Annotated in this window: 22 protein-coding genes and 1 pseudogene; 17 read left to right on the top strand and 6 right to left on the bottom strand. The window is 51.0% G+C overall.

Annotated elements, in window-relative coordinates:
• Positions 1-66: 66 nt before the first annotated feature.
• Complete coding sequence (locus KNP60_RS02955) at positions 67-882, top strand: ZIP family metal transporter (protein WP_214754002.1); 816 nt, start codon at positions 67-69, stop codon at positions 880-882.
• A gap of 85 nt (positions 883-967) precedes the next feature.
• On the opposite strand, the gene pruA is transcribed toward KNP60_RS02955, so the two are convergent.
• Positions 968-2,512, bottom strand: coding sequence for an L-glutamate gamma-semialdehyde dehydrogenase (pruA, locus tag KNP60_RS02960; protein WP_034778762.1), 1,545 nt, complete (start codon positions 2,510-2,512; stop codon positions 968-970).
• Between the two features lie 172 nt (positions 2,513-2,684).
• Between pruA and KNP60_RS02965 the strand changes: the two genes are divergently transcribed.
• The 3 genes from KNP60_RS02965 to KNP60_RS02975 all read left to right on the top strand — a co-directional run bounded on the left by KNP60_RS02965 (position 2,685) and on the right by KNP60_RS02975 (position 5,561).
• Positions 2,685-3,500, top strand: coding sequence for a nuclear transport factor 2 family protein (locus KNP60_RS02965; RefSeq protein ID WP_214754001.1), 816 nt, complete (start codon positions 2,685-2,687; stop codon positions 3,498-3,500).
• Positions 3,501-3,512: 12 nt separating this feature from the next.
• Entirely contained in the window at positions 3,513-3,950 is a 438-nt protein-coding gene (gene bcp / locus KNP60_RS02970) for a thioredoxin-dependent thiol peroxidase (RefSeq protein ID WP_034778758.1), read from the top strand.
• A gap of 234 nt (positions 3,951-4,184) precedes the next feature.
• A complete protein-coding gene (locus KNP60_RS02975; RefSeq protein WP_214796903.1) occupies positions 4,185-5,561 on the top strand; it encodes an alanine/glycine:cation symporter family protein in 1,377 nt (458 codons plus the stop codon).
• 40 nt (positions 5,562-5,601) lie between these two features.
• Here the strand turns inward: KNP60_RS02975 and KNP60_RS02980 are convergent, their stop codons facing one another.
• Positions 5,602-7,305, bottom strand: coding sequence for a methyl-accepting chemotaxis protein (locus KNP60_RS02980; RefSeq protein WP_214796904.1), 1,704 nt, complete (start codon positions 7,303-7,305; stop codon positions 5,602-5,604).
• A gap of 218 nt (positions 7,306-7,523) precedes the next feature.
• Here KNP60_RS02980 and gatC point away from each other — a divergent pair, with 218 nt between their 5' ends.
• The 5 genes from gatC (at position 7,524) to rlmD (ending at position 13,229) form a co-directional block, all read left to right on the top strand.
• Entirely contained in the window at positions 7,524-7,814 is a 291-nt protein-coding gene (gene gatC / locus KNP60_RS02985) for an Asp-tRNA(Asn)/Glu-tRNA(Gln) amidotransferase subunit GatC (RefSeq protein ID WP_021066487.1), read from the top strand.
• Between the two features lie 11 nt (positions 7,815-7,825).
• Entirely contained in the window at positions 7,826-9,268 is a 1,443-nt protein-coding gene (gatA, locus tag KNP60_RS02990) for an Asp-tRNA(Asn)/Glu-tRNA(Gln) amidotransferase subunit GatA (protein WP_214796905.1), read from the top strand.
• Positions 9,269-9,280: 12 nt separating this feature from the next.
• Positions 9,281-10,711, top strand: a complete 1,431-nt coding sequence (gene gatB / locus KNP60_RS02995) for an Asp-tRNA(Asn)/Glu-tRNA(Gln) amidotransferase subunit GatB (RefSeq protein WP_021066489.1) — start codon at positions 9,281-9,283, stop codon at positions 10,709-10,711.
• Positions 10,712-10,772: 61 nt separating this feature from the next.
• Positions 10,773-11,774: a diacylglycerol kinase gene (locus tag KNP60_RS03000; protein ID WP_214753993.1), complete on the top strand. Its 1,002-nt coding sequence runs from the start codon at positions 10,773-10,775 to the stop codon at positions 11,772-11,774.
• A 96-nt stretch (positions 11,775-11,870) separates the two neighbouring features.
• Positions 11,871-13,229, top strand: a complete 1,359-nt coding sequence (gene rlmD, locus KNP60_RS03005; protein ID WP_214753991.1) for a 23S rRNA (uracil(1939)-C(5))-methyltransferase RlmD — start codon at positions 11,871-11,873, stop codon at positions 13,227-13,229.
• 340 nt (positions 13,230-13,569) lie between these two features.
• Here rlmD and KNP60_RS03010 read toward each other — a convergent pair whose 3' ends face one another.
• Positions 13,570-14,052, bottom strand: coding sequence for a transposase (locus KNP60_RS03010; protein ID WP_214796906.1), 483 nt, complete (start codon positions 14,050-14,052; stop codon positions 13,570-13,572).
• A gap of 372 nt (positions 14,053-14,424) precedes the next feature.
• Positions 14,425-15,069, bottom strand: a complete 645-nt coding sequence (locus tag KNP60_RS15605) for a transposase family protein (RefSeq protein WP_214753987.1) — start codon at positions 15,067-15,069, stop codon at positions 14,425-14,427.
• Between the two features lie 137 nt (positions 15,070-15,206).
• On the opposite strand from KNP60_RS15605, the gene KNP60_RS03020 reads away from it, so the two are divergent.
• The 3 genes from KNP60_RS03020 (at position 15,207) to KNP60_RS03030 (ending at position 17,534) form a co-directional block, all read left to right on the top strand.
• On the top strand, positions 15,207-15,857 hold the full coding sequence (locus KNP60_RS03020) for a hypothetical protein (protein WP_214753985.1): 651 nt from the start codon (positions 15,207-15,209) through the stop codon (positions 15,855-15,857).
• Between the two features lie 520 nt (positions 15,858-16,377).
• The gene (locus tag KNP60_RS03025) at positions 16,378-16,815 is read left to right on the top strand and encodes a hypothetical protein (RefSeq protein ID WP_214753983.1); all 438 of its coding nucleotides are present in this window, start codon (positions 16,378-16,380) and stop codon (positions 16,813-16,815) included.
• Positions 16,812-17,534, top strand: coding sequence for a hypothetical protein (locus KNP60_RS03030; RefSeq protein ID WP_214753981.1), 723 nt, complete (start codon positions 16,812-16,814; stop codon positions 17,532-17,534). Before KNP60_RS03025 ends, KNP60_RS03030 begins: the two co-directional genes overlap by 4 nt.
• A gap of 225 nt (positions 17,535-17,759) precedes the next feature.
• Here the strand turns inward: KNP60_RS03030 and KNP60_RS03035 are convergent.
• A pseudogene (locus KNP60_RS03035) lies at positions 17,760-17,849 on the bottom strand (IS3 family transposase); the annotation flags it as partial.
• Between KNP60_RS03035 and KNP60_RS03040 the strand changes: the two are divergent.
• Positions 17,834-18,271, top strand: a complete 438-nt coding sequence (locus KNP60_RS03040) for a hypothetical protein (RefSeq protein ID WP_214753979.1) — start codon at positions 17,834-17,836, stop codon at positions 18,269-18,271. The pseudogene KNP60_RS03035 and the gene KNP60_RS03040 sit on opposite strands and share 16 nt — an antisense overlap.
• On the opposite strand, the gene KNP60_RS03045 is transcribed toward KNP60_RS03040, so the two are convergent.
• Entirely contained in the window at positions 18,263-18,790 is a 528-nt protein-coding gene (locus KNP60_RS03045; protein ID WP_214753977.1) for an AAA family ATPase, read from the bottom strand. The two genes, KNP60_RS03040 and KNP60_RS03045, sit on opposite strands and share 9 nt — an antisense overlap.
• A 117-nt stretch (positions 18,791-18,907) precedes the next feature.
• Between KNP60_RS03045 and KNP60_RS03050 the strand changes: the two genes are divergently transcribed.
• The 4 genes from KNP60_RS03050 to KNP60_RS03065 all read left to right on the top strand — a co-directional run bounded on the left by KNP60_RS03050 (position 18,908) and on the right by KNP60_RS03065 (position 21,525).
• Positions 18,908-19,936 (top strand): tRNA dihydrouridine synthase, encoded by a 1,029-nt coding sequence (locus KNP60_RS03050; protein WP_214753975.1) that lies wholly within the window; start codon positions 18,908-18,910, stop codon positions 19,934-19,936.
• Positions 19,937-20,052: 116 nt separating this feature from the next.
• Positions 20,053-20,223 carry a hypothetical protein gene (locus tag KNP60_RS03055; protein ID WP_214753973.1) on the top strand — a complete coding sequence of 57 codons (171 nt, stop codon included), beginning with the start codon at positions 20,053-20,055 and terminating at the stop codon, positions 20,221-20,223.
• Positions 20,224-20,256: 33 nt separating this feature from the next.
• Positions 20,257-20,748, top strand: a complete 492-nt coding sequence (locus KNP60_RS03060) for a hypothetical protein (RefSeq protein ID WP_214753972.1) — start codon at positions 20,257-20,259, stop codon at positions 20,746-20,748.
• A gap of 96 nt (positions 20,749-20,844) precedes the next feature.
• The gene (locus KNP60_RS03065; RefSeq protein WP_214753970.1) at positions 20,845-21,525 is read left to right on the top strand and encodes a response regulator transcription factor; all 681 of its coding nucleotides are present in this window, start codon (positions 20,845-20,847) and stop codon (positions 21,523-21,525) included.
• Position 21,526 lies beyond the last annotated feature (1 nt).

A 21,526-nucleotide genomic window follows, 5' to 3' on the forward strand; every position in this document is an offset into this window, starting at 1 on the left:
TCTTTTTTTGTCGTTAGCAACGCGTGTGTCCCGGGAAAAGAATAAGGTGAAAAGGGGGCGACGGTGATGTGGGAATGGGTGGCTCAACTGAGCCCGGCCATGCAGGCACTGCTCGGGACGATGTTCACGTGGGGGATGACCGCGCTTGGGGCGGCCATCGTCTTTATGACGAAGTCGATCAACGCGCGGTTGATGGACAGTATGCTCGGGTTTGCCGGCGGGGTCATGATCGCCGCTAGTTTTTGGTCACTCCTTGCGCCAGCCATCGAGATGGCGGAGCAAGACGCGATGCCGGCTTGGTTGCCGGCGACCGTCGGCTTTTTAGCGGGCGGTCTGTTTTTGGCGGTCGTCGACAAACTGATCCCGCACGTGCATCCGACATCTCCTATTGAGGACGCGGAAGGTATCCGCCCGCAAAAACGAAAGCGGAGCACGTTGCTCGTCTTGGCGATCACGCTGCACAACATTCCGGAAGGACTGGCCGTCGGCGTCGCCTTCGGGGCGGTCGCGGCCGATTTCCCGTCCGCTTCGCTGACGGGTGCCATCGCCTTGGCCATCGGCATCGGCATTCAAAACTTTCCGGAAGGTGCGGCCGTGTCGCTCCCGCTCAGACGAGACGGCCTCTCCCGGCGCCGAAGTTTTTTCTACGGTCAGTTATCGGGCATGGTCGAACCGGCGGCTGCCTTGGTCGGTGTCTGGGCCGTGCTCGTCATGGAGCCGCTGTTGCCGTTCGCGCTCAGCTTTGCCGCCGGGGCGATGATTTTCGTCGTCGTCGAAGAGGTCATCCCTGGGTCGCAAGAGAACGGGCATAAAGATATGGCATCGATGGCATTGATGCTCGGCTTCACGATCATGATGATTTTAGACGTGGCGCTCGGATGAGGGCATGACAAAAGGAGCGCTGACGGTTGCGTCGGCGCTCCTTTATGTAATGAACAGCCCGGCTCAAATGAGCCGGGCTGATGGATTAAAACGTCTCAGACGTCGTTTTTGCTTGCATGTGGAGTTGGATATAATCCGGTCCGCCTGCTTTTGAGTCTGTGCCTGACATGTTGAATCCGCCGAACGGCTGATAGCCGACGATGGCGCCTGTGCAGCCACGGTTGAAATACAAGTTGCCGACGTGGAAGTTCTGACGCGCGTACTCTTGGTTCGAGCGGTCACGCGTGAGGACGGCACCCGTCAAGCCGTATTCCGTGTTGTTGGCGATGTCGATCGCTTCTTTGAAATCTTTCGCTTTCGTGAAGGCGACGATCGGTCCAAAGATCTCTTCTTGCATGAGACGTGCTTTCGGTGCGACGTCGGCGACGACCGTCGGCTCGACGAAGTAGCCTGTCGAGTCGTCCGCTTTTCCGCCGGCGACGATTTTGCCTTCTTCTTTGGCGACATCGAAGTATGATGTGATCTTCTTGAACGCGGCCGCATCGATGACTGGTCCCATGAAGTGTTCGTTCTGCTCCGTGTTGCCGACCGAGAGTTCGTTCGTCAATTCGACGACGCGATCGAGCACCGTATCATACACGCTGTCGACGATGACGGCACGTGAACAAGCCGAACATTTTTGACCTGAGAAACCGAATGCCGATTTGACGATCGATTGGGCCGCGAGTTCGAGGTCCGCTGATTCGTCGACGACGATCGTGTCTTTTCCGCCCATCTCAGCGATGACGCGTTTGAGCCAGATTTGGCCGTCGTTCAATTTCGAGGCGCGCTCGTTGATGCGCAAGCCCACGTCACGTGAACCTGTGAAGCTGATAAAGCGTGTCTTCGGATGGTCGACGAGGTAGTCACCGACTTCAGCGCCTGGTCCTGGGATGAAGTTGAGGACGCCTTTCGGCAAGCCTGCCTCTTCCATGACCTCGACGAATTTCGCAGCGACGATCGGTGTCGTCGAAGCTGGTTTCAAGAGGATCGTGTTACCGGCGACGATGGCCGCGACGGCCGTCCCTGCCATGATCGCGAACGGGAAGTTCCAAGGGCTGATGACGATCCCGACCCCGAGTGGGATGTAGTCATAGCGGTTGTATTCGCCCGGACGGCTCTCGACTTTTTTACCTGGTTTGAGTTCGAGCATTTGACGTGCGTAGTACTCCATGAAGTCGATCGCTTCCGCTGTATCCGCGTCTGCTTCGTTCCACGGCTTGCCTGCCTCTTTGACGAGGTAGGCCGAGAACTCGTGCTTGCGCTTGCGGACGATGTTCGCCGCTTTGAACAAGACGTCGGCACGGACGGCCGGGTCGACGTGACGCCATGAGTCGAACGCAGTGAGCGCTTCTTGCATCGCACGCTCCGCGAGCTCTTGGTTCGCTTTCGAGACGTGTCCGATGACTTCTTCTTTGTTAGCTGGGTTGTAAGACGTGATTTTGCTTTCCGTCGTAACTTTTTCCCCACCGATTACGAGCGGATAGTCTTTCCCGAGCTCACCGTTCACTTTCTCGATTGCCGCTTGGATGGCTGCGGCGTTCTCTTTGTTTGTAAAGTCTGTGAATGGTTCATGTTTGTATGGAATCATTCTCGTTCCCCCTTAAAAAGTGATCAAGCAGTTAAGCGCTTACGTCTGTATTGTATCGAAAATCTTGGTGAAATCCTAGTGAAACAATTTTCCAAAAAAGCTTGTCGTTTTCGCTCGAAATCGAGTCGTGGTAGGATGGGGGTACAGGACGTCTTGTGAAGGGAATGATTCGATGAAACAGTGGATATTGCCACTCGCCCTCACCGCCCTGCTTGCGGGGTGCGGCACGGGAGAAGAGGCGCCGGTCGAGGAGACGACCGAAGAGACGAAAGCGCCGCTCCCGGAAGCGGTTGAGACGGTATATGCGTCGTATCAACAAGCACTCGAAGACGGGGATGCGGCCGCGCTTAAAGCAATCGATTATGCGGGCGAGTTGACCGCCATCCCGGCGACAGGCGCGAAGACGCGCGAGCTCACACCAGGCGATATGTACGAGAGTTGGGTGAACGAGGACGGGGACGTCGCCTTCATCGTCCACGAGATGGAAGACGCGGACGGCAACGAACTGCCGAACCGGCTCTCGAAAGTCGCCATTAAAGAAGAGGATGAGTGGAAGCTCGTCGTCACACCGGCCTTGCTCCCGGCCGACGTGATCGGAGAAGTCGGAGTCATGCTGACGGGCATCGAGGCGAACGAGTACGGGGTGAATCCGGAAGCGAACGCCCGTCTCGCCGACGTGCCGGAAGATGAGGCCGGTCCGATTTACGACCGAGTGAACGCCCAAACCGACTATATGGCGCTCGAAGCCGACAATAACGTCTTCTTGCTCATGTCTGAGACACTCACCGTACCAGAGAATCAAGACACGATGACCGACTATTTCGAGGCGTACCGGACGTGGTATACCGACAATGAGGCGGAGCTCCAAAAAGCGGCCGCGACAGAAGACCCGGTCGAGTATCTCGAAGTGCTCGAACCACTCAAACAAAAATTAGAACAAGCGATTGACGGTTATGACGAGAACCTCGTCGATCCGTCGTTCGGATAAGGAGGAAACAATATGTTAGCACCGACATTCACATTACCGAACCAAAACGGGGACATGATCTCGCTCGAGGACTATCGTGGTCAGAAAGTCGTCCTTTATTTCTACCCGAAGGACGCGACGCCGGGCTGCACGACCGAGGCGTGTGATTTCCGTGACGCGACACCAAGATTGAACGGGGCCGTCGTCCTCGGCATCTCGGCCGATAGCCAGAAGAAGCACCAAAACTTTATCGCCAAACACGAGCTTCCGTTCGATTTGCTCGTCGACGACACGCATGAGGTGTCGGAGTTATATGGCGTCTGGCAGTTGAAGAAGAACTACGGGAAAGAGTACTACGGCATCGTCCGCTCGACGTTCCTCATCAATGAGGACGGTTATATCGAACAGGAATGGCGCAGTGTGAAAGTGAATGGGCACGTCGACGAAGTCGTCGCGGCGCTCACATCATAAATGGCGACGGCTTCCTTGAGGGGAGGCCGTTTTTGTTTATAGTTTCTCATTACAAATTTATTTCAAATACTAAATTTAGAATCAAGGTCATTCAAAGCGTCAGAGAGGTATATTACAAAAATATTACACGGCAACGTCTCGGTTTCATGCCCCGTCAACTTGACGAAGTTGAGAATGTTCTGAAAAATATGAAGGAACAGTGAATTCAAGAAATACATAGGGGGCATAACTAGCATGGAGCAATTTGAAGCGGTCTTGACGAGTCTATCGAATCTCGTCTGGGGACCACATTTGTTGATTTTATTGATCGGGACCGGGATTTACTTGACGTTCCGGCTCGGATTTATCCAAGTGACACGTCTCGGTGTCGGTTTGAAAGAAGCGTTCATCCCGAAACAGCAGACGGACGCAGAGGTCGCGAAACAGAAACGGCAGCGCGGGGATATCTCACATTTCCAAGCACTCATGACGGCGCTCGCGGCCACGGTCGGGACCGGCAACATGGTCGGTGTCGCGACGGCGGTCGTCCTCGGGGGTCCGGGGGCCATCGTCTGGATGTGGCTCTCTGGTTTTATCGGGATGGCGACAAAATACGCCGAAGCGATCCTTGCCGTCAAATATCGTGTCGTCGATGAGCGGGGAGAAATCGCCGGCGGACCGATGTACTATTTGGAACACGGGTTGAAAAAACGGTGGCTCGGAATGACGTTCGCCTTGTTCGCGTCAATCGCTGCGTTCGGGATCGGCAACGGCGTCCAGACGAACTCGATCAGTCTTGCCTTGAACACGTCGTTCGGGGTACCGATGATCGCCACGGGAATCGGCATGATGGTCTTGACGGCGTTCGTCATTCTCGGCGGTGTCAAATCGATCGGGAAAGTCGTCGGCATTTTTGTACCGGTCATGATTTTCGCATACGTCGGAGGCGGTCTCGTCATTCTCGTCACCAATTACGAGTTGATCCCATCGGCGTTCGCGACCATCTTCTCGAGCACGTTCAGTGCGGAGGCCATCGGCGGCGGGGCGCTCGGTGCGGCCATCCGTTACGGGGTTGCCCGAGGCGTGTTCTCGAACGAGGCGGGTCTCGGTTCGGCACCGATCGCAGCTGCTGCGGCGAAGACCGATTTCCCGGGACGACAAGCGCTCGTCTCGATGACGCAAGTATTGATCGATACGCTCATCGTCTGTTCGATCACCGGATTGACGATCGTCATGAGCGGTCAATATACGGGCGGGCTCCAAGGTATCGAGTTGACACAAGCGTCGTTCGCCTACTTCCTCGGCCCGATTGGGGAACTGATCGTCACGATCTCGCTCGTCTTCTTCGCCTTCTCGACGGTCATCGGCTGGTGTTATTACGGCGAACGGTCGGTCTATTATCTGCTCGGGGAGAAAGCGATCGTTCCGTATCGGATGATGTATATCCTCGTCGCTGGACTTGGTGCGATGACGACGAACTTGAATCTGATTTGGGCCATTTCGGACGTCTTCAACGGACTGATGGCAATCCCGAACTTGATTGGTCTCTTGTTCTTGTCGGGTGTCGTCGTCGCCGAGACGAAGCGTTTCGAATTGGAGCGGAAAAAAGAATTGCGGGAAGCAGCCGCCTAATCAAAAGGAAGCATCCTCACGCGAGGACGCTTCCTTTTTTTCATACTTTGAATTGACCGATCAACTCGTTCAACTCATCCATTTTTTGTTGGGACATCTCGGTGGCCCGGTTCAACTCGCTGAAGCGGTCGACGGACATGGTCACTTTCTCGGCGATTTCTTGCGTGCCGAGCGCCCCGTTGTTGACCGTGACGGCGACATCTTGAATGACCCCGATCATATTCGACGTCAACTGTTCGAGTTCGACGGCGGCATCGGCGAATTCTGATGCGGTCGTCTCGAATCGGCCGGCGTCCTCACTGTAATGCTCGGCCGCTTCCTCAAGCTGATCATAGTCTTTCAATACGTTCGTATCGAGGAAACCGAGCATCTCGCTCGACGTGTCATTTAAATGGTCGACGGAGTGGAGCACGGTCGTCGAGATGGCTTGAATCCGTTCGACGGTCGTCCGGCTCGTCTCCGCCAGTTTTCGAATCTCATCGGCGACGACGGCGAACCCGCGTCCCGCTTCACCGGCCCGAGCGGCTTCGATCGAGGCGTTCAAGGACAGGAGATTCGTCTGGGCGGCGATGTCGAGGATGTCATTCGTGAGTGTCGCGATTTCCCGGACGGCTTTGGCGTCCTGCATCGCTTTCTCTAAATTGACACGTGTCGATGACAGGACACTGAGTGCGGACGCTTTCGCCTCGACGGCATGGTCACGCAGGGCGACGGCACGGGCATCGACTTGTGCGGCCTCGGCTTTTCGCTCGGCGGCCATCGTCACGATATGGTGGAGCGTCCGTTCCATGTCGGAGGCCGACGCGTTCATCTCTTGGGCACTCGCGGCCGTCTGTTGCATGCCGGCTGTCAAGTCCTCTGTCGTCGCGGCGGTCGTCGTCATATACGTATCAAGCGCTTTCAATTCGTCGTACATGTGAGCGGATTGTTCGGTCACCCCGCGTGACACACCGTTCACTTGAAGGATCAATTGACGGAGGTTGGCGAGGAATTGGTTGAAGTCGCGGGCGAGTCCCGAGAACTCGTCGCGTCGCTTCACCGGGATGGCGGTCGTCAAATCGCCTTGGCTCGTGGCGAGTTCGCGCATCTTCAGTTTGAACTCTTTGAGCGGTTCGAAGATCGAGCGGAAGATGAATACCATCATCAATACTGTAAAGACGACCGCCGCGGCCATGATGACCATGAGCGTGAACTGGACTTGCTCGAACAGCGCCGCACCGGATTCCGTGTCAGACCGAATCGCGTCACGGTTCAAGTTGACGAGCAGACCGAGCGTGTTCGAGAGGGCATCGGCGGCCGGTGTCGCCGTGTCCCGGATATAGGCATCGGCTGCGGCTTGACCGTCCGCGTTCGAGATGCGGACGAGCTCTTCGATATTCGTTTTAAATGTCGTCCATTGGTCCGTAGCTTGATCGAACAGCTCCTGGTCGGCTTTCGTGATGATGGTCGACTCATAACCGCTCATCTGTTGCTCGAGAATCGTGATGCCCGTGTCGAGGTTCGTTTCGACATTTTGCTTCGTCACCTCGTCTTCGACCAAGGCGTGACGCATCATCTGTTGGCGAATCTCAAGCAGCTGTTTATCGACTTGATGAATTTGGTCCATCCCCGGCACCCACGAGACGTTCATATCTTGCTGGGCGGCCTTGGACGCGTTCAATGCATAGAATGAGTAGCCGCTCACCCCGAGCAACAACACGAGCAAGACGGTGAAGGCGACGATCAGTTTGTTACGGATTGACATAGGGATCCTCCTCGAAAAAAAGAATGCTTCTTTCTAAGCATAATGAGATTGAGGGACGGACCGAATAGGCGTTTTTGGAAACGAGTCAATATTACAGGGACATTCCCTAACTTTTCAAAAAAGACATCAAGATTGGCGAGATGGGATTTTCTTTTTTGTCTTATAAAAAAGTGGTATGATAATGGACGATGTATTGAAAACTGTTGGAGGTGGAACCTTTGGCTCGAATCACAGAAGCTGAAGTTCGGCACGTCGCCGGACTCGCCCGACTTGCGATCACAGAAGATGAAGTGACGCACTTCACGGAGCAATTGACAAAAATCCTCGAGTTCGCCGAGCAACTCGATGAACTCGATACGACGGGCGTCATCCCGACGACCCATGCCCTAGATTTGAAAAACGTACTACGCAAAGACGAGGTTCGTCCTTCACTTCCACGCGAGGAAGTCGAACGGATGGCACCTGATTGGGAGAACGGCCAAGTCCGTGTCCCAGCGGTCTTTGAATAAGGAGGCCCTTCATGAGTTTATTTGATCACGGTGTAGCCAAGCTGCATACGCTTATAAAAGAAGGCGAAGTCACGGTATCCGACCTCGTCAAAGAATCATTTGACCGCATCGAGGCGACCGACGAGAAAATCGGTGCCTTCTTGACGCTCAACGAAGACGCGTTCGAACAGGCGAAACGGATGGACGAGCTCGCCAAGACATCGGACAACCCGCTCTTCGGTTTGCCGATCGGCGTCAAAGACAACATCGTCACAAAAGGGACACGCACGACGTGTGCCTCGAAGTTCCTCGAGAACTTTGTCCCGGCCCATGACGCGACGGTCGTCGAGCGTCTCCATGATGCCGGTGCCGTCACAATCGGGAAACTCAACATGGACGAGTTCGCGATGGGTTCATCGAACGAGAACTCGGCGTTCAAAGTCGTCCGCAACCCGTGGGACACAGACCGCGTACCAGGCGGTTCGTCAGGCGGTTCAGCGGCAACGGTCGCGGCCGGTCAAGTCTTATTCAGCCTCGGCTCGGATACGGGTGGCTCGATTCGTCAACCGGCGGCCTATTGTGGCGTCGTCGGGATGAAACCGACGTACGGTCTCGTCTCACGTTACGGTCTCGTCGCATTCGCCTCGTCGCTCGACCAAATCGGTCCGCTCACTCGTACGGTCGAAGATAACGCCTACTTGTTGAACGCGATTGCCGGTCATTGCGACATGGACTCGACGTCGGCAACGGTCGACGTACCGGATTACACGAAATCGCTTCACGGCGATATCAAAGGTATGAAGCTCGCACTTCCACAAGAGTTCATGGCCGAAGGCGTGTCAGACGGTGTCCGTAAACAGATTGAACAAGCGGTCGAGACGCTCAAGTCGCTCGGTGCGACGGTCGAGACGGTCTCGCTCCCGACGGTGAAATATGCGCTCCCGACGTACTACTTGCTCGCGTCATCAGAAGCGTCTTCGAACCTTGCCCGGTTTGACGGCATCCGTTACGGACGCCGCGCCGAGGCCGATGCGCTCGAAGAAGTGTTCACGTACTCGCGCGAACAAGGTTTCGGGGAAGAAGTGAAACGCCGCATCATGCTCGGGACATACGCACTCAGCTCGGGTTATTACGATGCGTTTTACAAAAAGTCACAGCAGGTCCGCACGCTCATGAAGCAAGACTTCGCGAACGTGTTCGCCGACTACGATGCAATCATCGGACCGACTGCGCCGACGGTCGCGTTCAAACTCGGTGACCAGCTCGAAGATCCGCTCACGATGTATGCCAACGATATTATGACGATTCCGGTCAACTTGGCGGGCATCCCGGCCATCTCGGTACCGGCTGGCTTGTCAGAAGGCCTCCCGGTCGGTTTACAGATCATCGGGAACCATTTCAGTGAACCAACACTCTACCGCGTGGCCCATGCTTTTGAACAAGCAAACGGCGGTTTCAAGATGCCACAGCTCTAAGGAGGACGTACGATGAACTTTGAAACGATCATCGGGATCGAGGTGCACGCCGAGCTGAGCACGAAGTCGAAGATTTGGTGTGGCTGCTCGCGCACATACGGTGCCGAAACGAATACACAGACGTGTCCGATTTGTCTCGGACACCCGGGCGTCTTGCCTAAATTGAACGAAGAGGCGGTCAATCTCGCCATCAAGGCCGCGATGGCACTCAACTGCGAAATCGCGACCGACACGAAGTTCGACCGCAAGAACTACTTCTATCCAGATACGCCGAAAGCGTACCAAATCTCGCAGTTCGACCAGCCAATCGGTTTCAACGGTCACGTCGATGTCGAAGTCGACGGTGAGATGAAACGGTTCCGCATCGAACGCGTCCATCTCGAGGAAGATGCCGGGAAGATGAACCACACGGGCGAGAAACACTCGGTCGTCGACTTCAACCGGACCGGGTCACCCCTCATCGAGATCGTCAGTGAGGCTGACATGCGCTCACCGAAAGATGCTGTCGCCTACCTCGAGCGCTTGAAAGAAGTGCTCTCGTTTGCGGGCGTCTCGGACGTCAAGATGGAAGAAGGGTCGCTTCGTTGCGACTGTAACATTTCGGTCCGTCCATTCGGTCAAGAGCCGTTCGGCACGAAGACGGAGCTCAAAAACTTGAACTCGTTCTCGAACGTCTTGAAGGCGCTCGAGTATGAGGAAGACCGTCACCGCAAACTGCTTATCACTGGCGGCGTCATGCGTCAAGAGACGCTCCGTTTTGACGAGGCGGCGAAGAAGACGATCCTCATGCGTGTCAAAGAAGGGGCGGCTGATTACCGCTACTTCCCAGAGCCGGACCTCGTCCGTCTCGAGATTGATGAGGAATGGAAAGAACGCATCCGCGCCACGCTTCCGGAACTTCCGGTCGCACGTCGCGAACGTTATATGAACAACTACGGCCTGTCGGCTTATGACGCCAAGGCGCTCACGTCGACGCGGGAGTTCTCGGACTTCTTCGAAGCGACGACTGCTGCCGGTGCCGAACCGAAAGCGGCCGCGAACTGGCTCATGGGCGAAGTGCTCGGTCACTTGAACAAATCGGACGATACGATCGAGACGATGAAATTGACACCGAGCTCGCTTGCGGAGTTGATTCGTTTGATTGGAGAAGGTACAATTTCTTCGAAGATCGCCAAACGCGTGTTCACAGCCATGATCGAAGAAGGCGCCGAGCCGAAGGCGTACGTCGAAGCGAACGGTCTCGCCCAAATCTCGGACGAGAACTTGCTCCGCGGCTACATCCTCGACTTGTTCGAAGCGCATCCGCAGATGATTGAAGACTTTAAGAACGGGAAAGACCGTGCTAAAGGCTTTATCATCGGGCAGATCATGAAGCAGACGAAAGGGATGGCGAACCCGGCACTCCTCGATGGCTTGTTCCACGAAGAGATCGCCAAACGCTAAACAAGCGGCGAGGCACTTGTGTCTCGCTTTTCGCTCGACTTGAGCATGGGGAGAGAACATTATGCAACGAAAACGCGCACGGGTCATCTATAACCCGACATCTGGAAAAGAAGTGATCAAACGGGAACTCCCGTACATTTTGAACCGCCTCGAGGATGCGGGTTATGAGACGTCGACGTACGCGACGAAAGCGATCGGCGACGCGACGCTCGAGGCCGTTCGGGCCGCAGAGGCCGAGTTCGACTTGATTATCGCGGCCGGTGGGGACGGGACGCTGAACGAGGTCATCTCGGGACTCGCCCCGCTCGACACGCGTCCGACGATCGGACTCATCCCAGTCGGAACAACGAACGACTTCGCTCGGGCGATGCGAATCCCGCTCAACGTTGTCGGCGCCCTCGACGTCATCTGTGACGGTTTCGAGATGCCGGTCGACCTCGGTGAGATTGAAGGGGAGAAAGGCGACATCCATTACTTCATCAATATCGCCGGCGGAGGCATCATGACGGAGCTGTCGTATGAAGTGCCGTCGAAACTGAAGACGGCGCTCGGCCAGCTCGCCTATTACGTCAAAGGGATGGAAAAGCTTCCACTCATCAAGCCGACGTATATCGAGCTCGAACACGACGAGGGCACGTTCAGCGGCGAGGTCATGATTTTCCTCACGTCGAACTCGAACTCGGTCGGTGGCTTTGAGAAAATCTCACCGCACGCGTCATTGAACGACGGACTGTTTGACTTGTTCATCTTGCGCAAGTGTAACTTGTTCGAGTTCATCCACGTCGTCCGCTTGCTGCTCCGTGGCGAACATTTGTCGAGTCCGCTCGTCGAGCACGTCAAGACGGGACGCGTCAAGATGAAGACGACGACGGAACCGATGAGTCTCAACATCGACGGCGAGTACGGCGGCGAATGCACAGGCGAGATGCGGAACTTGTTCCGTCACTTGACGGTGCTCGCGCCGAACGCGCGCATCCGTGAGATGGAAGACTTGAACGCCCAGTATGAACGCGAACAGATGATCAAACAGCTGTTCAACGTGTCAAACGAGAAAGCAGAATGAGTCGGCTCGGCGTGGCGCACACGCCGAGCTTTTCGTTCGCTTGGAACGGGTATGAACCAATACACACTATTTTTTGAATCGGGAAAGGAGAGACTCATGTTACCAGTCCAAAAAAATGACCGTCTCGACGTCCACATCCACGACCTCACGCACGAAGGCGCGGGCGTGGCACGGGTCGACGGTTATACGTTGTTCGTCCCGAACGCACTTCCGGGGGAGACCGTGGAGATCGTCGTGACGAAGACGAATAAACAGTACGGATTCGCCCGCTTGATCGATGTGAAACAAGCGAGTGCGGACCGCGTCGAGCCACCGTGCCCGATTTTCTATCAGTGCGGGGGCTGTCAGCTCCAACACTTCAGCTACGACGGCCAGCTCCGTCAAAAACGGGACCGTGTCGTCGATGCGTTGAAGCGACTTGGCCAATTCGATGTGCCTGTCCACGAGACGATCGGCATGCCGGAACCATGGCGTTACCGCAACAAGGCGCAAGTGCCGTTCAAAGACGAGGCCGGTCGCCTCGTCGCCGGTTTCTATCGTCCACGTTCGCACGATATCGTCGAGATGAAGGAATGCCTCATCCAAGACGAGCGCAACGATGAGGCCGTCCAAGTCGTCCGTGACGTGCTCGCGGCCCATGGTGTCCCGGCGTACGATGAGAAGACAGGGCGCGGCGTCATCCGCCACGTCATGGCCCGTTACGGCTACCATTCGGGTGAATTGATGATCGTCCTCATCACGAAGACGACGAAAATCAAAGGCGTCAACGAGATTGTCGCCGACATCTTGAAGCGTCTCCCGGACGTGACGTCGATCATGCAAAACGTCAACCCGGACAAGACGAACGTCATCTTAGGGTCGACGAACAAATTGTTATATGGCCATGAGACGATTGAGGATAAAATCGGTGGACTGACGTTCACGATTTCCCCGCACTCGTTCTTCCAAGTCAACCCGGTCCAGACGGAGAAGCTGTACGGCAAGGCGCTTGAATACGCGCAACTCACCGGGACCGAGCAAGTCGTCGACGCCTATTGCGGCATCGGGACGATCAGTCTGTTCCTTGCCCGGAAAGCGGCGCACGTATACGGCGTCGAAGTCGTACCGGAAGCGATTGAGGACGCGAAACAGAACGCGCTCGTCAACGAAATCGACAACGTGACATACGCGTGTGGAGCGGCAGAAGATGTGTTGCCAAAGTGGAAGCAGGATGGCATCAATCCAGACGTCATCGTCGTCGACCCGCCGCGTAAAGGCTGTGCCGAGTCGTTCCTCGAGACGATGGTCGAGATGGCACCGAAGCGGATCGTTTACGTGTCGTGTAACGTCGCGACGCAAGCGCGCGATATGCGTTATCTCGCCGACCGCGGCTACCGACTTGTCGAAGTCACACCGGTCGACATGTTCCCGCATACGGCGCATGTGGAGACGGTGGCGTGGATGGAGAAAGAGTAGAAAAAGTATATATTGAAGCGTGTTGTATGTTCCCCCAAACAGGTAGTTTGGGGGAATTTATTTTTGTGCAAATTTGTACGAGGAACAAGAAACGCAAAGATTTTCACCTTGCGTTTTACTTATCCTTAATTCACCATTATTTATAGATGATAATCCATAATGTTACAAAATGAATCTGATTTCAATGGTTGAAAAGGGGTGAATATAAGTGGTTGACGTTTTTAAAGTTGCAGAAGTATGTAATCAACGCTGTTAAAATGGTTCTTCCTCACTTTTGGTGAAACGCCTCATCCCTGTGGTTATGTAGACATCGATTTATATTTCAGTAGAACAACGAGCCTCAAGTGACATTCAATATTTTGATGCGCAACAGCTCCAATCCCGCCCGACCATACATCTGGCGTTTGATCGTCTTCAGTCGGTTGACCTGTCCCTCGACCATGCCGTTCGACCAGGGCAGCGTCATCCCGAGCCGGATAGCGTCGATGTCCCCTCGTATATAGGTTGCGAAAGAGGCTAGTGGGGCTTCGTTCGCCCTTTGCGCCTGTTCACACCACCATAAGATATCTTGTTCAGACGTCGCTTCGCTGAAAAGATTTTTGAACGAACGGACGAGCTCGTTCAATACCTTCAAGAAAGGATGGATGTCCAGTATCTTTATGAGAAGTGGTTTGTTAGAAGGCTTGTCCTCCCAGAGGACTTTCTGGATGATTCGTCGATTGATGTTAATCTCGTGTGGGACTGCTTTTTTCAATCTTGCCACATAAGGTCGAAACGTACTGATTCCACGGAGATATCCTTTCCGTTTCAACGTCCGGTACATCCATTCGGTCGTCCTACCTTGACGGATCCATCTGACGATGTCTCCCTTGTAGATGTCTGCGCTGTGTCGTCGATGTGACCGACTGATTCTTGGTGGCTCTGTCATCTGTAGGTATCTACGGCACGTCTTTGGGTCGATATGGTGACGTCTAATCAACTCGGAAATCGGAACACCCTGTCTCGCATCCTGTTGTACTGCGAGAATAAGCGTCCATTTTCTTCTTTCAGCGTCTGTCAGTTCACGTTCGGCGTTAAGGCCATCCGGTTCGAGAAGGATTTTTTCGCTATATGGAAGACGTCGCTTCAAGATGTCTTCAATTTTCTTTCCTAAGTTATGAAACAAGTGCCATCGGTCACTCACCTGTTGAATCGTCTAATCGGCCAAACGGATGGCCTCCCGAAACTCCATGGACCCGTCACGTGCCACCACCTGGATGGTGGGATGCGAACGAATCCAAGCACAGACGGTTTTGACATCCCGAGAAGGAAGTAAGGCGATCGGGCGTCGTGTCTCTAGATCACAGATGATTGTCCCGTACTTTTTTCGTTTTCTCCAGGCCCAATCATCAATGCCGACCACGCGAGGGTCAGGCGTTTTCCGATGATGTTGTGAGCGTTTCAACAGTCGGAGTAGCGTACTATCGCTGATATTGTTCAAGATACGTTCCAGCCCGATCGCACTCATTCCACTTAAGAGCCTCAGTAGCCCACGTTCTAAACGGACTGTTCTGCGGGAGTGTGGTCGACACAGGGAAGGAAATCTCTCCGTAAAGATGCTTGAGGGACAGCTTGGTTCGTCGCAAAAGAAACGTCTTGCCTGAATCCGTAGCTGCACATCAAATCCGAACACACGCTCATCGTACAATGTCCTGATGTATCGGCTATGGACACGATGTGAGCTTTTAGTGCAATGGGGACAGGGTGCGCACGACTTTTTTCCATGACAAATGAACTGATATGTTTCATCACGACGGTTCACCTCGACCACTTCTAGTTCTGGAAGAAACTCGTTTAACATGATTGATCCCTTCAATCCTTTTAGTGAACTAATTCCCGAAGACGGGCTTCATCAAAAGTGAGCAAGAACCAATTTTAAACCGCTGTTGACAGAAGTACTCGTTGAGAATGTAAGAGAACGATGTCACTTCGATCAGGATGGCCGTATTAGAGTTTATTGATATATCCGTAGATTGTCTGGCTCTCATAAATCAAACCTACTTCAACCGAGTGTGGTGGGCGAACGACGAAAAACTTCAATCCTTTGAAATTAGACCTGAAAAACTATTGGAATCGATTTGGACAATAATATCAACTTCTGAGAATTTGCATGAAATTGAAGAAACTGCGCTGAGGCTAAAGGAAGAGATGAGGGAATTATTGTTGGCCGAACAAAAACGACTCGGGGAAAGAGAACCGTTTCAAGAGGTATTCAAGGGTTATTATCCTGGAGTTTTTGCATATACAAATAAAGTACGTTCAGCATGCAACAAGAAAAATGAAATCGCTATGTTCGCAGCTGCGACAAAAATACAGAATGAAGTGTCTTTGATGCTTTCCACTTCTTTTGATGAAACGTACCATTCAAGCCTTCGCATCTATAAAGAGGACAGAAAAATTTATGATGATTTGGAACTACCGGATGTAGTTGCTCATTTGCATTGTGGTGATTTTGCTATCGTTTCTGAGAAAATACAGACGTTTGACGAGCGAGCCATGGAACTGATGAAAGGAAATGCAGTCGCGATCAATAAGTTCGAAGAATTAGAAGACTTAAGAGTATATATATACGAAGCATCCAATGAATGATCGACGCATTCTTGTGAAATTAGTGAAGGTCCAGCTTCAATTTCAGAATTACAAATAGAGTTTTGGGCCAGCTTTGTGAGTTATTGTGAAGAGATGGGAATAAATAAAGATATTGGTTCGAGAAAATCAGAAAAAATTGGTATAACATAAGTATTGGTAAGAACGGATATCGCGCATTTTTAAACATCGTTGGAAAATCGTCATTGCGAATTTGATGGTATATATAGTGGTGAAGTATTCAAGATGTTAGAGGAACATAAAGAAGTTATTTAAGATATATGCGTTCTTAATTTAGAGTGATATTCAAGTAAGAAAAACAGTACACATAAGAGAGTTCTATATTCCACTGACAGTGATTTATATGACAAGTCAAAATATAAGGATAATTTTGATTCGGTTATAAAAAATTCGATTATAAAAAAATGGGTATTTTAATTTTCTATTGTTAAAATAAGATGATTTTATAACAGGGACATAACTATTTCAAGGTGATTAAAATAAAAGTTAGGGAGCGATTATTGTGAAAATATTTAATGTGAAATCTGTAGATGAACTTAAAACATTTGGAAATATAATTGATGTAAGAAAGCAAGTGAATAATATTTTGGGTGATAATATTAAGGTGAAAACAAGAAGTTGGGAAGATTTGTTTAGTAGTATTCAAAGTTTGAAGAATCTGTTTAATTCTATTTCAGGTAACGAGCTGAAAGACAGCTTTTATGATGATTTATATTTTAAAGGTAATGCTGAAAAATATATCTATATACTTCTTGAGATGGATGGAAAACAGAGATTAAAAAAACTTGGGGTTAATAGAATTCATTATAGCAAGAAGCAGGTTTCTGATAAATGGAGAAATGAGATTTTAAAAGTAATACATCCTGATGTTTGTATGCATCCTCAAGCGGGAAAAGCGACGGCTGAGTTAAATGAAATGTATAAGGAGATGATTAAATGAGCGGCAACTATTTAAACCCTATACATTCATTTGCTAAAGATATTGAGTATATTTCGCCAAATGACGAGTATATAGAAAATAAAAGAGTTGTAAAAGAAATTAAAGACGCGTGGGATAATTCCTGTGTAGTTGATAAAGGGGGTAATTTATGGATTGTAGACACACATCTACATTCGATATTACGGACAACAAAAGATAATGCTAAGTATTATGTTCAACAAATAGAAAAATCGAATAAGTTTAAAGATGGTGGGGTTACTTATATTAGAGGATTCGCAATAATTCCTTTTATAGATTCAAGATTACAAAATGCTGGTGGGACAGGTAAGGAAAAGAATTTAAGATATTCTTATCATATGTATTCAGCAATAAGAGATTCAGACACTGCAAAATTGTTGAGAGCAGAGTACTATGAAAGTATAAAAAATTGTGTAAAAAAACTTAAAAAGGCGCGTATTAAGAAATTTAACATAAAATACGATGAATTAACAAATAAACCATTAATTGAAAAAACAAGCGAGTTTTCTCATATTAGAAGCTGTAGCGTATATCCCAACTTGATGGATAATATTTTTAATGGACATGTAGTCAACAAAAGTACACATGATATTATAACGGAAAATTCAATAAATGATGAGGAAGAGCTTTATGCTTTATGTGAAGAACTAGGTTGGGATACAGGATGGTACGAGGAATATATTCAGTATTTGGAAAACTGATAGTTTGATTAATCTAATAAATAGACTATATTTAATCAAGAACTGGGGGAGGCAGTCAATTAAACCTTTTGTGAACTTTGATTTGATAATTTGTATAAAACTAATGTGACTTCGCATGTAGAGACTTGCGTGATGAAGAAAGTAGAATAAGATCAATTTATCATGCCTTCGATTGATTCTGAACTGCTCCCCGTCAAGTAGACAGGGCAAATAATGAAAACTAGCCTAGGCGGCTTGAGCCCTATATTCGACAGGGCTCAAGCCGTTTAGTCGTTTCTGAAAACAATCATGGTTGTAGAATGATATATACGATTCGAAACCGAAGCGTCCCGATTTCCTTACATGACGCTGTCATCACGGAAGCGACCGTGATGGGTTCGACGATACGTCTCGTATTTGCAGATGGAATCCGTGATTTGTTCAAGAATGAAGCGGTTTGGAGAGTACGTGCCATCGTCACGATTTCGAACGTAGATCGAGATTCTTCTTCACTTACACGATTTGATGAATCGACTTATACTGTGGGTCCGATTGAACAGTTGAGCCACTTTGTAAAACGTGGACGTTTCGAGATTGTCGATGAGTTGTATGGTTATCGCCAGCTGTTATTCCGCTGCATGTGGTTGACCGATACGACATGTGAGACGGTGGAGTTGAATCTCTCCCATGCAAGCGACCTCGTCATCCAATGGGAAGACGAACCCGTGGAAGAAATATATGAATCTGAATCACTTTGAAGAAAGCCTAAGTCCTACATGCTGAGCGACTGCTCTCGCGACGTCTTGTTTTGATTGATAATCCGTTATAATTTTTTCTGCATGGATTTCAGATTCGAATGCGAATTGGCAGCGGTCGATTTGAGATTTCCCCCAGGAGTTGAACCATTCGAATCGTTTATTCAAGCGTTTTACAAGAGTCTGTCGATTTGCTTCGAGGATTAGATGTCGTACATCGATGCCGTCCCGTTGCAGACGACCTATAATCTCATCTAAATACGTTGCGTTCACCAGTGTCATCGGAACAAGGATGACCCCATCAAAGGATGTGGCAATCTTCAACAACATCTGATAGTTGAACTCACGCCATTCCGGATGATGCTGAAAATCAGGCTGTTGGAGGCTCTTCGGTAATTGGTCCCGAATGAAAAAGCCGGCCTGTTCGGAGTCATACAGAAACGCGTTTGGCAACTGTTTTTCGAGTATCTTGGCACATGTTGTTTTACCCGAACCGAATGCACCGTTAATCCATATTATCATTCCTACTCCTCATTTCATTGTCATTGTTCCTTTATTATATCGAACGGTGTGGTGAAACAGTTGATACAATCCGACAGACATAATAGAATAGATGAGTGATTTTGTTGGACTGTATGGATGAAAGGAACTGATTTTACGATGAACGAAAACTTCTGGCGCGACCTTCCGCGTCCATTCTTTATACTTGCCCCGATGGAAGACGTGACCGATGTCGTCTTCCGCCACGTCGTCGCCCATGCCGGCCGACCGGACGTGTTCTTCACCGAGTTCGCCAACTCGGACAGCTACTGTCATCCGGAAGGGAAAGGCAGCCTGCGTGGACGCTTGACGTTCACCGAAGACGAGCAGCCGATGGTCGCCCACATTTGGGGTGACAATCCGGACTACTTCCGCGAGATGAGCATCGGCATGGCCAAGATGGGCTATAAAGGCCTCGACATCAACATGGGTTGCCCGGTGCCGAACGTGGCGAAGCGCGGGAAAGGGAGCGGGCTCATCCTCCGTCCTAACGTCGCAGCGGAACTCATCCAAGCGGCGAAAGCCGGCGGCATCCCGGTCAGCGTCAAGACGCGTCTCGGTTTCGCGAAACTCGATGAGTGGCGCGACTGGTTGACGCATCTCTTGAAGCAAGACATCGCCAACTTGTCGATTCACTTGCGCACACGCAACGAGATGAGTAAAGTCGATGCGCACTGGGAGATGATTCCGGATATCGTCAAACTGCGTGACGAGATCGCACCGGATACGCTCATCACGATCAACGGCGATATCCTCGACCGTCAAATGGGGTTAGAACTCGTCGAGAAATATGGCGTCGACGGCGTCATGATCGGCCGCGGGATTTTCAAGAACCCGTTCGCGTTCGAGAAAGAGCCGCGTGAGCACTCGATGGAAGAGTACCTCGACTTGCTTCGTCTCCAACTCGATTTGCAAGATAAGTTCCAAGAAGAAGTGCCGCGTTCGATTTCAAACTTGCACCGCTTCTTCAAGATTTACGTGAAAGGATTCCGTGGGGCGAGCGACCTCCGTGTGAAACTGATGGACACGAAATCGACAGACGAAGTGCGGGCGCACCTTGATGCGTTCGTCGAGAACTATCATAAAGAAGAAGCTGCGCTTGCCGAGGCAGCGTCGACAGTTGAATAAGTTTTACCGGGATTCAGTGTATACTGGGTCCCTTTTTTATATGAAAAATAGTAGATGGGCGATGAAACGTTTGGACGGGCTGCTTCGTATGAAGTGGGTGGAAGGGGAGGGTAAACATGAACGAATGGCGTGAATCAGCGGTCGGTCTTGGCCTTGCGTTTGGAACGGCGGGCGGACTACTCATCTCTGTCTTACTCGATTTTCCGTCCATGTATGGTATTGTCATCGGTTCAATCATTGGATATTGGATTGGACTCCTCATTTCCATTCGTGCGATGAAGCGATAACGAGCAGGATATCAAAGATCAGGAGGTTTTTACATGAGTGAATTTCAATTTATAACGAGCGATCGACCACTGAAAGAAGTCGAAAATCCATATATCGAGTTCTTATCGATCAACGAGGCCATCAAAAAAGGCGTCATCTTGCCTGAGATGCTCACAGACGACGAGGACCTCGATCGTGACGAAAAGATTTTGATGAACGTCGAGTCGGAAGAGCAGCTCGACGACATTGAGATCAAGCGAGACTTGTACTATGACGTGGAGAACGTCGAGGCGTATTCCATAAAACCGCACGTCGTTGAGTTGCGTTGGCGCTATTCCGATGTGAGAGCCGAACAGCTCATCGAGTATATAACCGACCACTTGAAGACGGCGGAGGAAGTCGAGATTTGGAAAGTGTGGGTCGATGAACAGACAGCACCAAACGTTCAATCGATCACGCTCGATGCGTTAACGATTGATGCGCTAAGTTTTTTAGGTACAGATGGGTTCGATCGGCCGGAATGCCTTCGCGTGACAAAAGCATAACCTGACCGAACGAGATGTCTCGTTCGGTTTTTTGTTTTGTCTCCTCACTTGAAAAAGACTGCTATATTATGAAGAGAAGAGTCAGGAGGGAATCAGATGCACATTTTAATCGTTGAAGACGACCGGACAATCGCCTCCGGTCTCCAATATTCGCTCGAACAAGAACAATTCACGACGACGTTGTGCCAGAATGCGACCGACGCGACACGTTTGATTGAACAACAGTTACATACGATCGACCTGTGTCTGTTCGACTTGTCGTTGCCGGACGGGAGCGGCTATGACTTGTGTCGGCTCGTGAAGCAACAACAGGATACGCCCGTCATTTTTTTGACGGCGTTCGATGATGAAGTGAACGTCGTCATGGGACTCGATATGGGAGCGGACGACTACATCACGAAACCGTTCCGGGTCCGTGAGCTTATCTCGCGGATTCATTCGGTGTTGCGCCGCTACCATAAACAGGTCAGCTCGCCCGTTTTGACAATCGGGTCGGTCGAAATCAACACGCAAGACGCGAAAGTCAAAAAAGATGGAAGCGAGATCCTGTTGACAGCGCTCGAGTATCGTTTACTGCTCATCTTCGGGAAACATACGGGCCAAGTGTTGTCACGGGCCCAGCTGCTCGACCAGATTTGGGACATGGGCGGGGACTTTGTGAATGACAATACGTTGACCGTCTACATCAAACGATTACGCGAGAAACTCGAAGATGACCCGCAACGGCCGACGTTGATTAAGACGGTTCGCGGGATTGGCTATAAGGTGGAACGCTGAC

This window comes from Exiguobacterium sp. s5 (assembly GCF_018618075.1).
GTDB classification, from domain to species: domain Bacteria; phylum Bacillota; class Bacilli; order Exiguobacteriales; family Exiguobacteriaceae; genus Exiguobacterium; species Exiguobacterium mexicanum_A.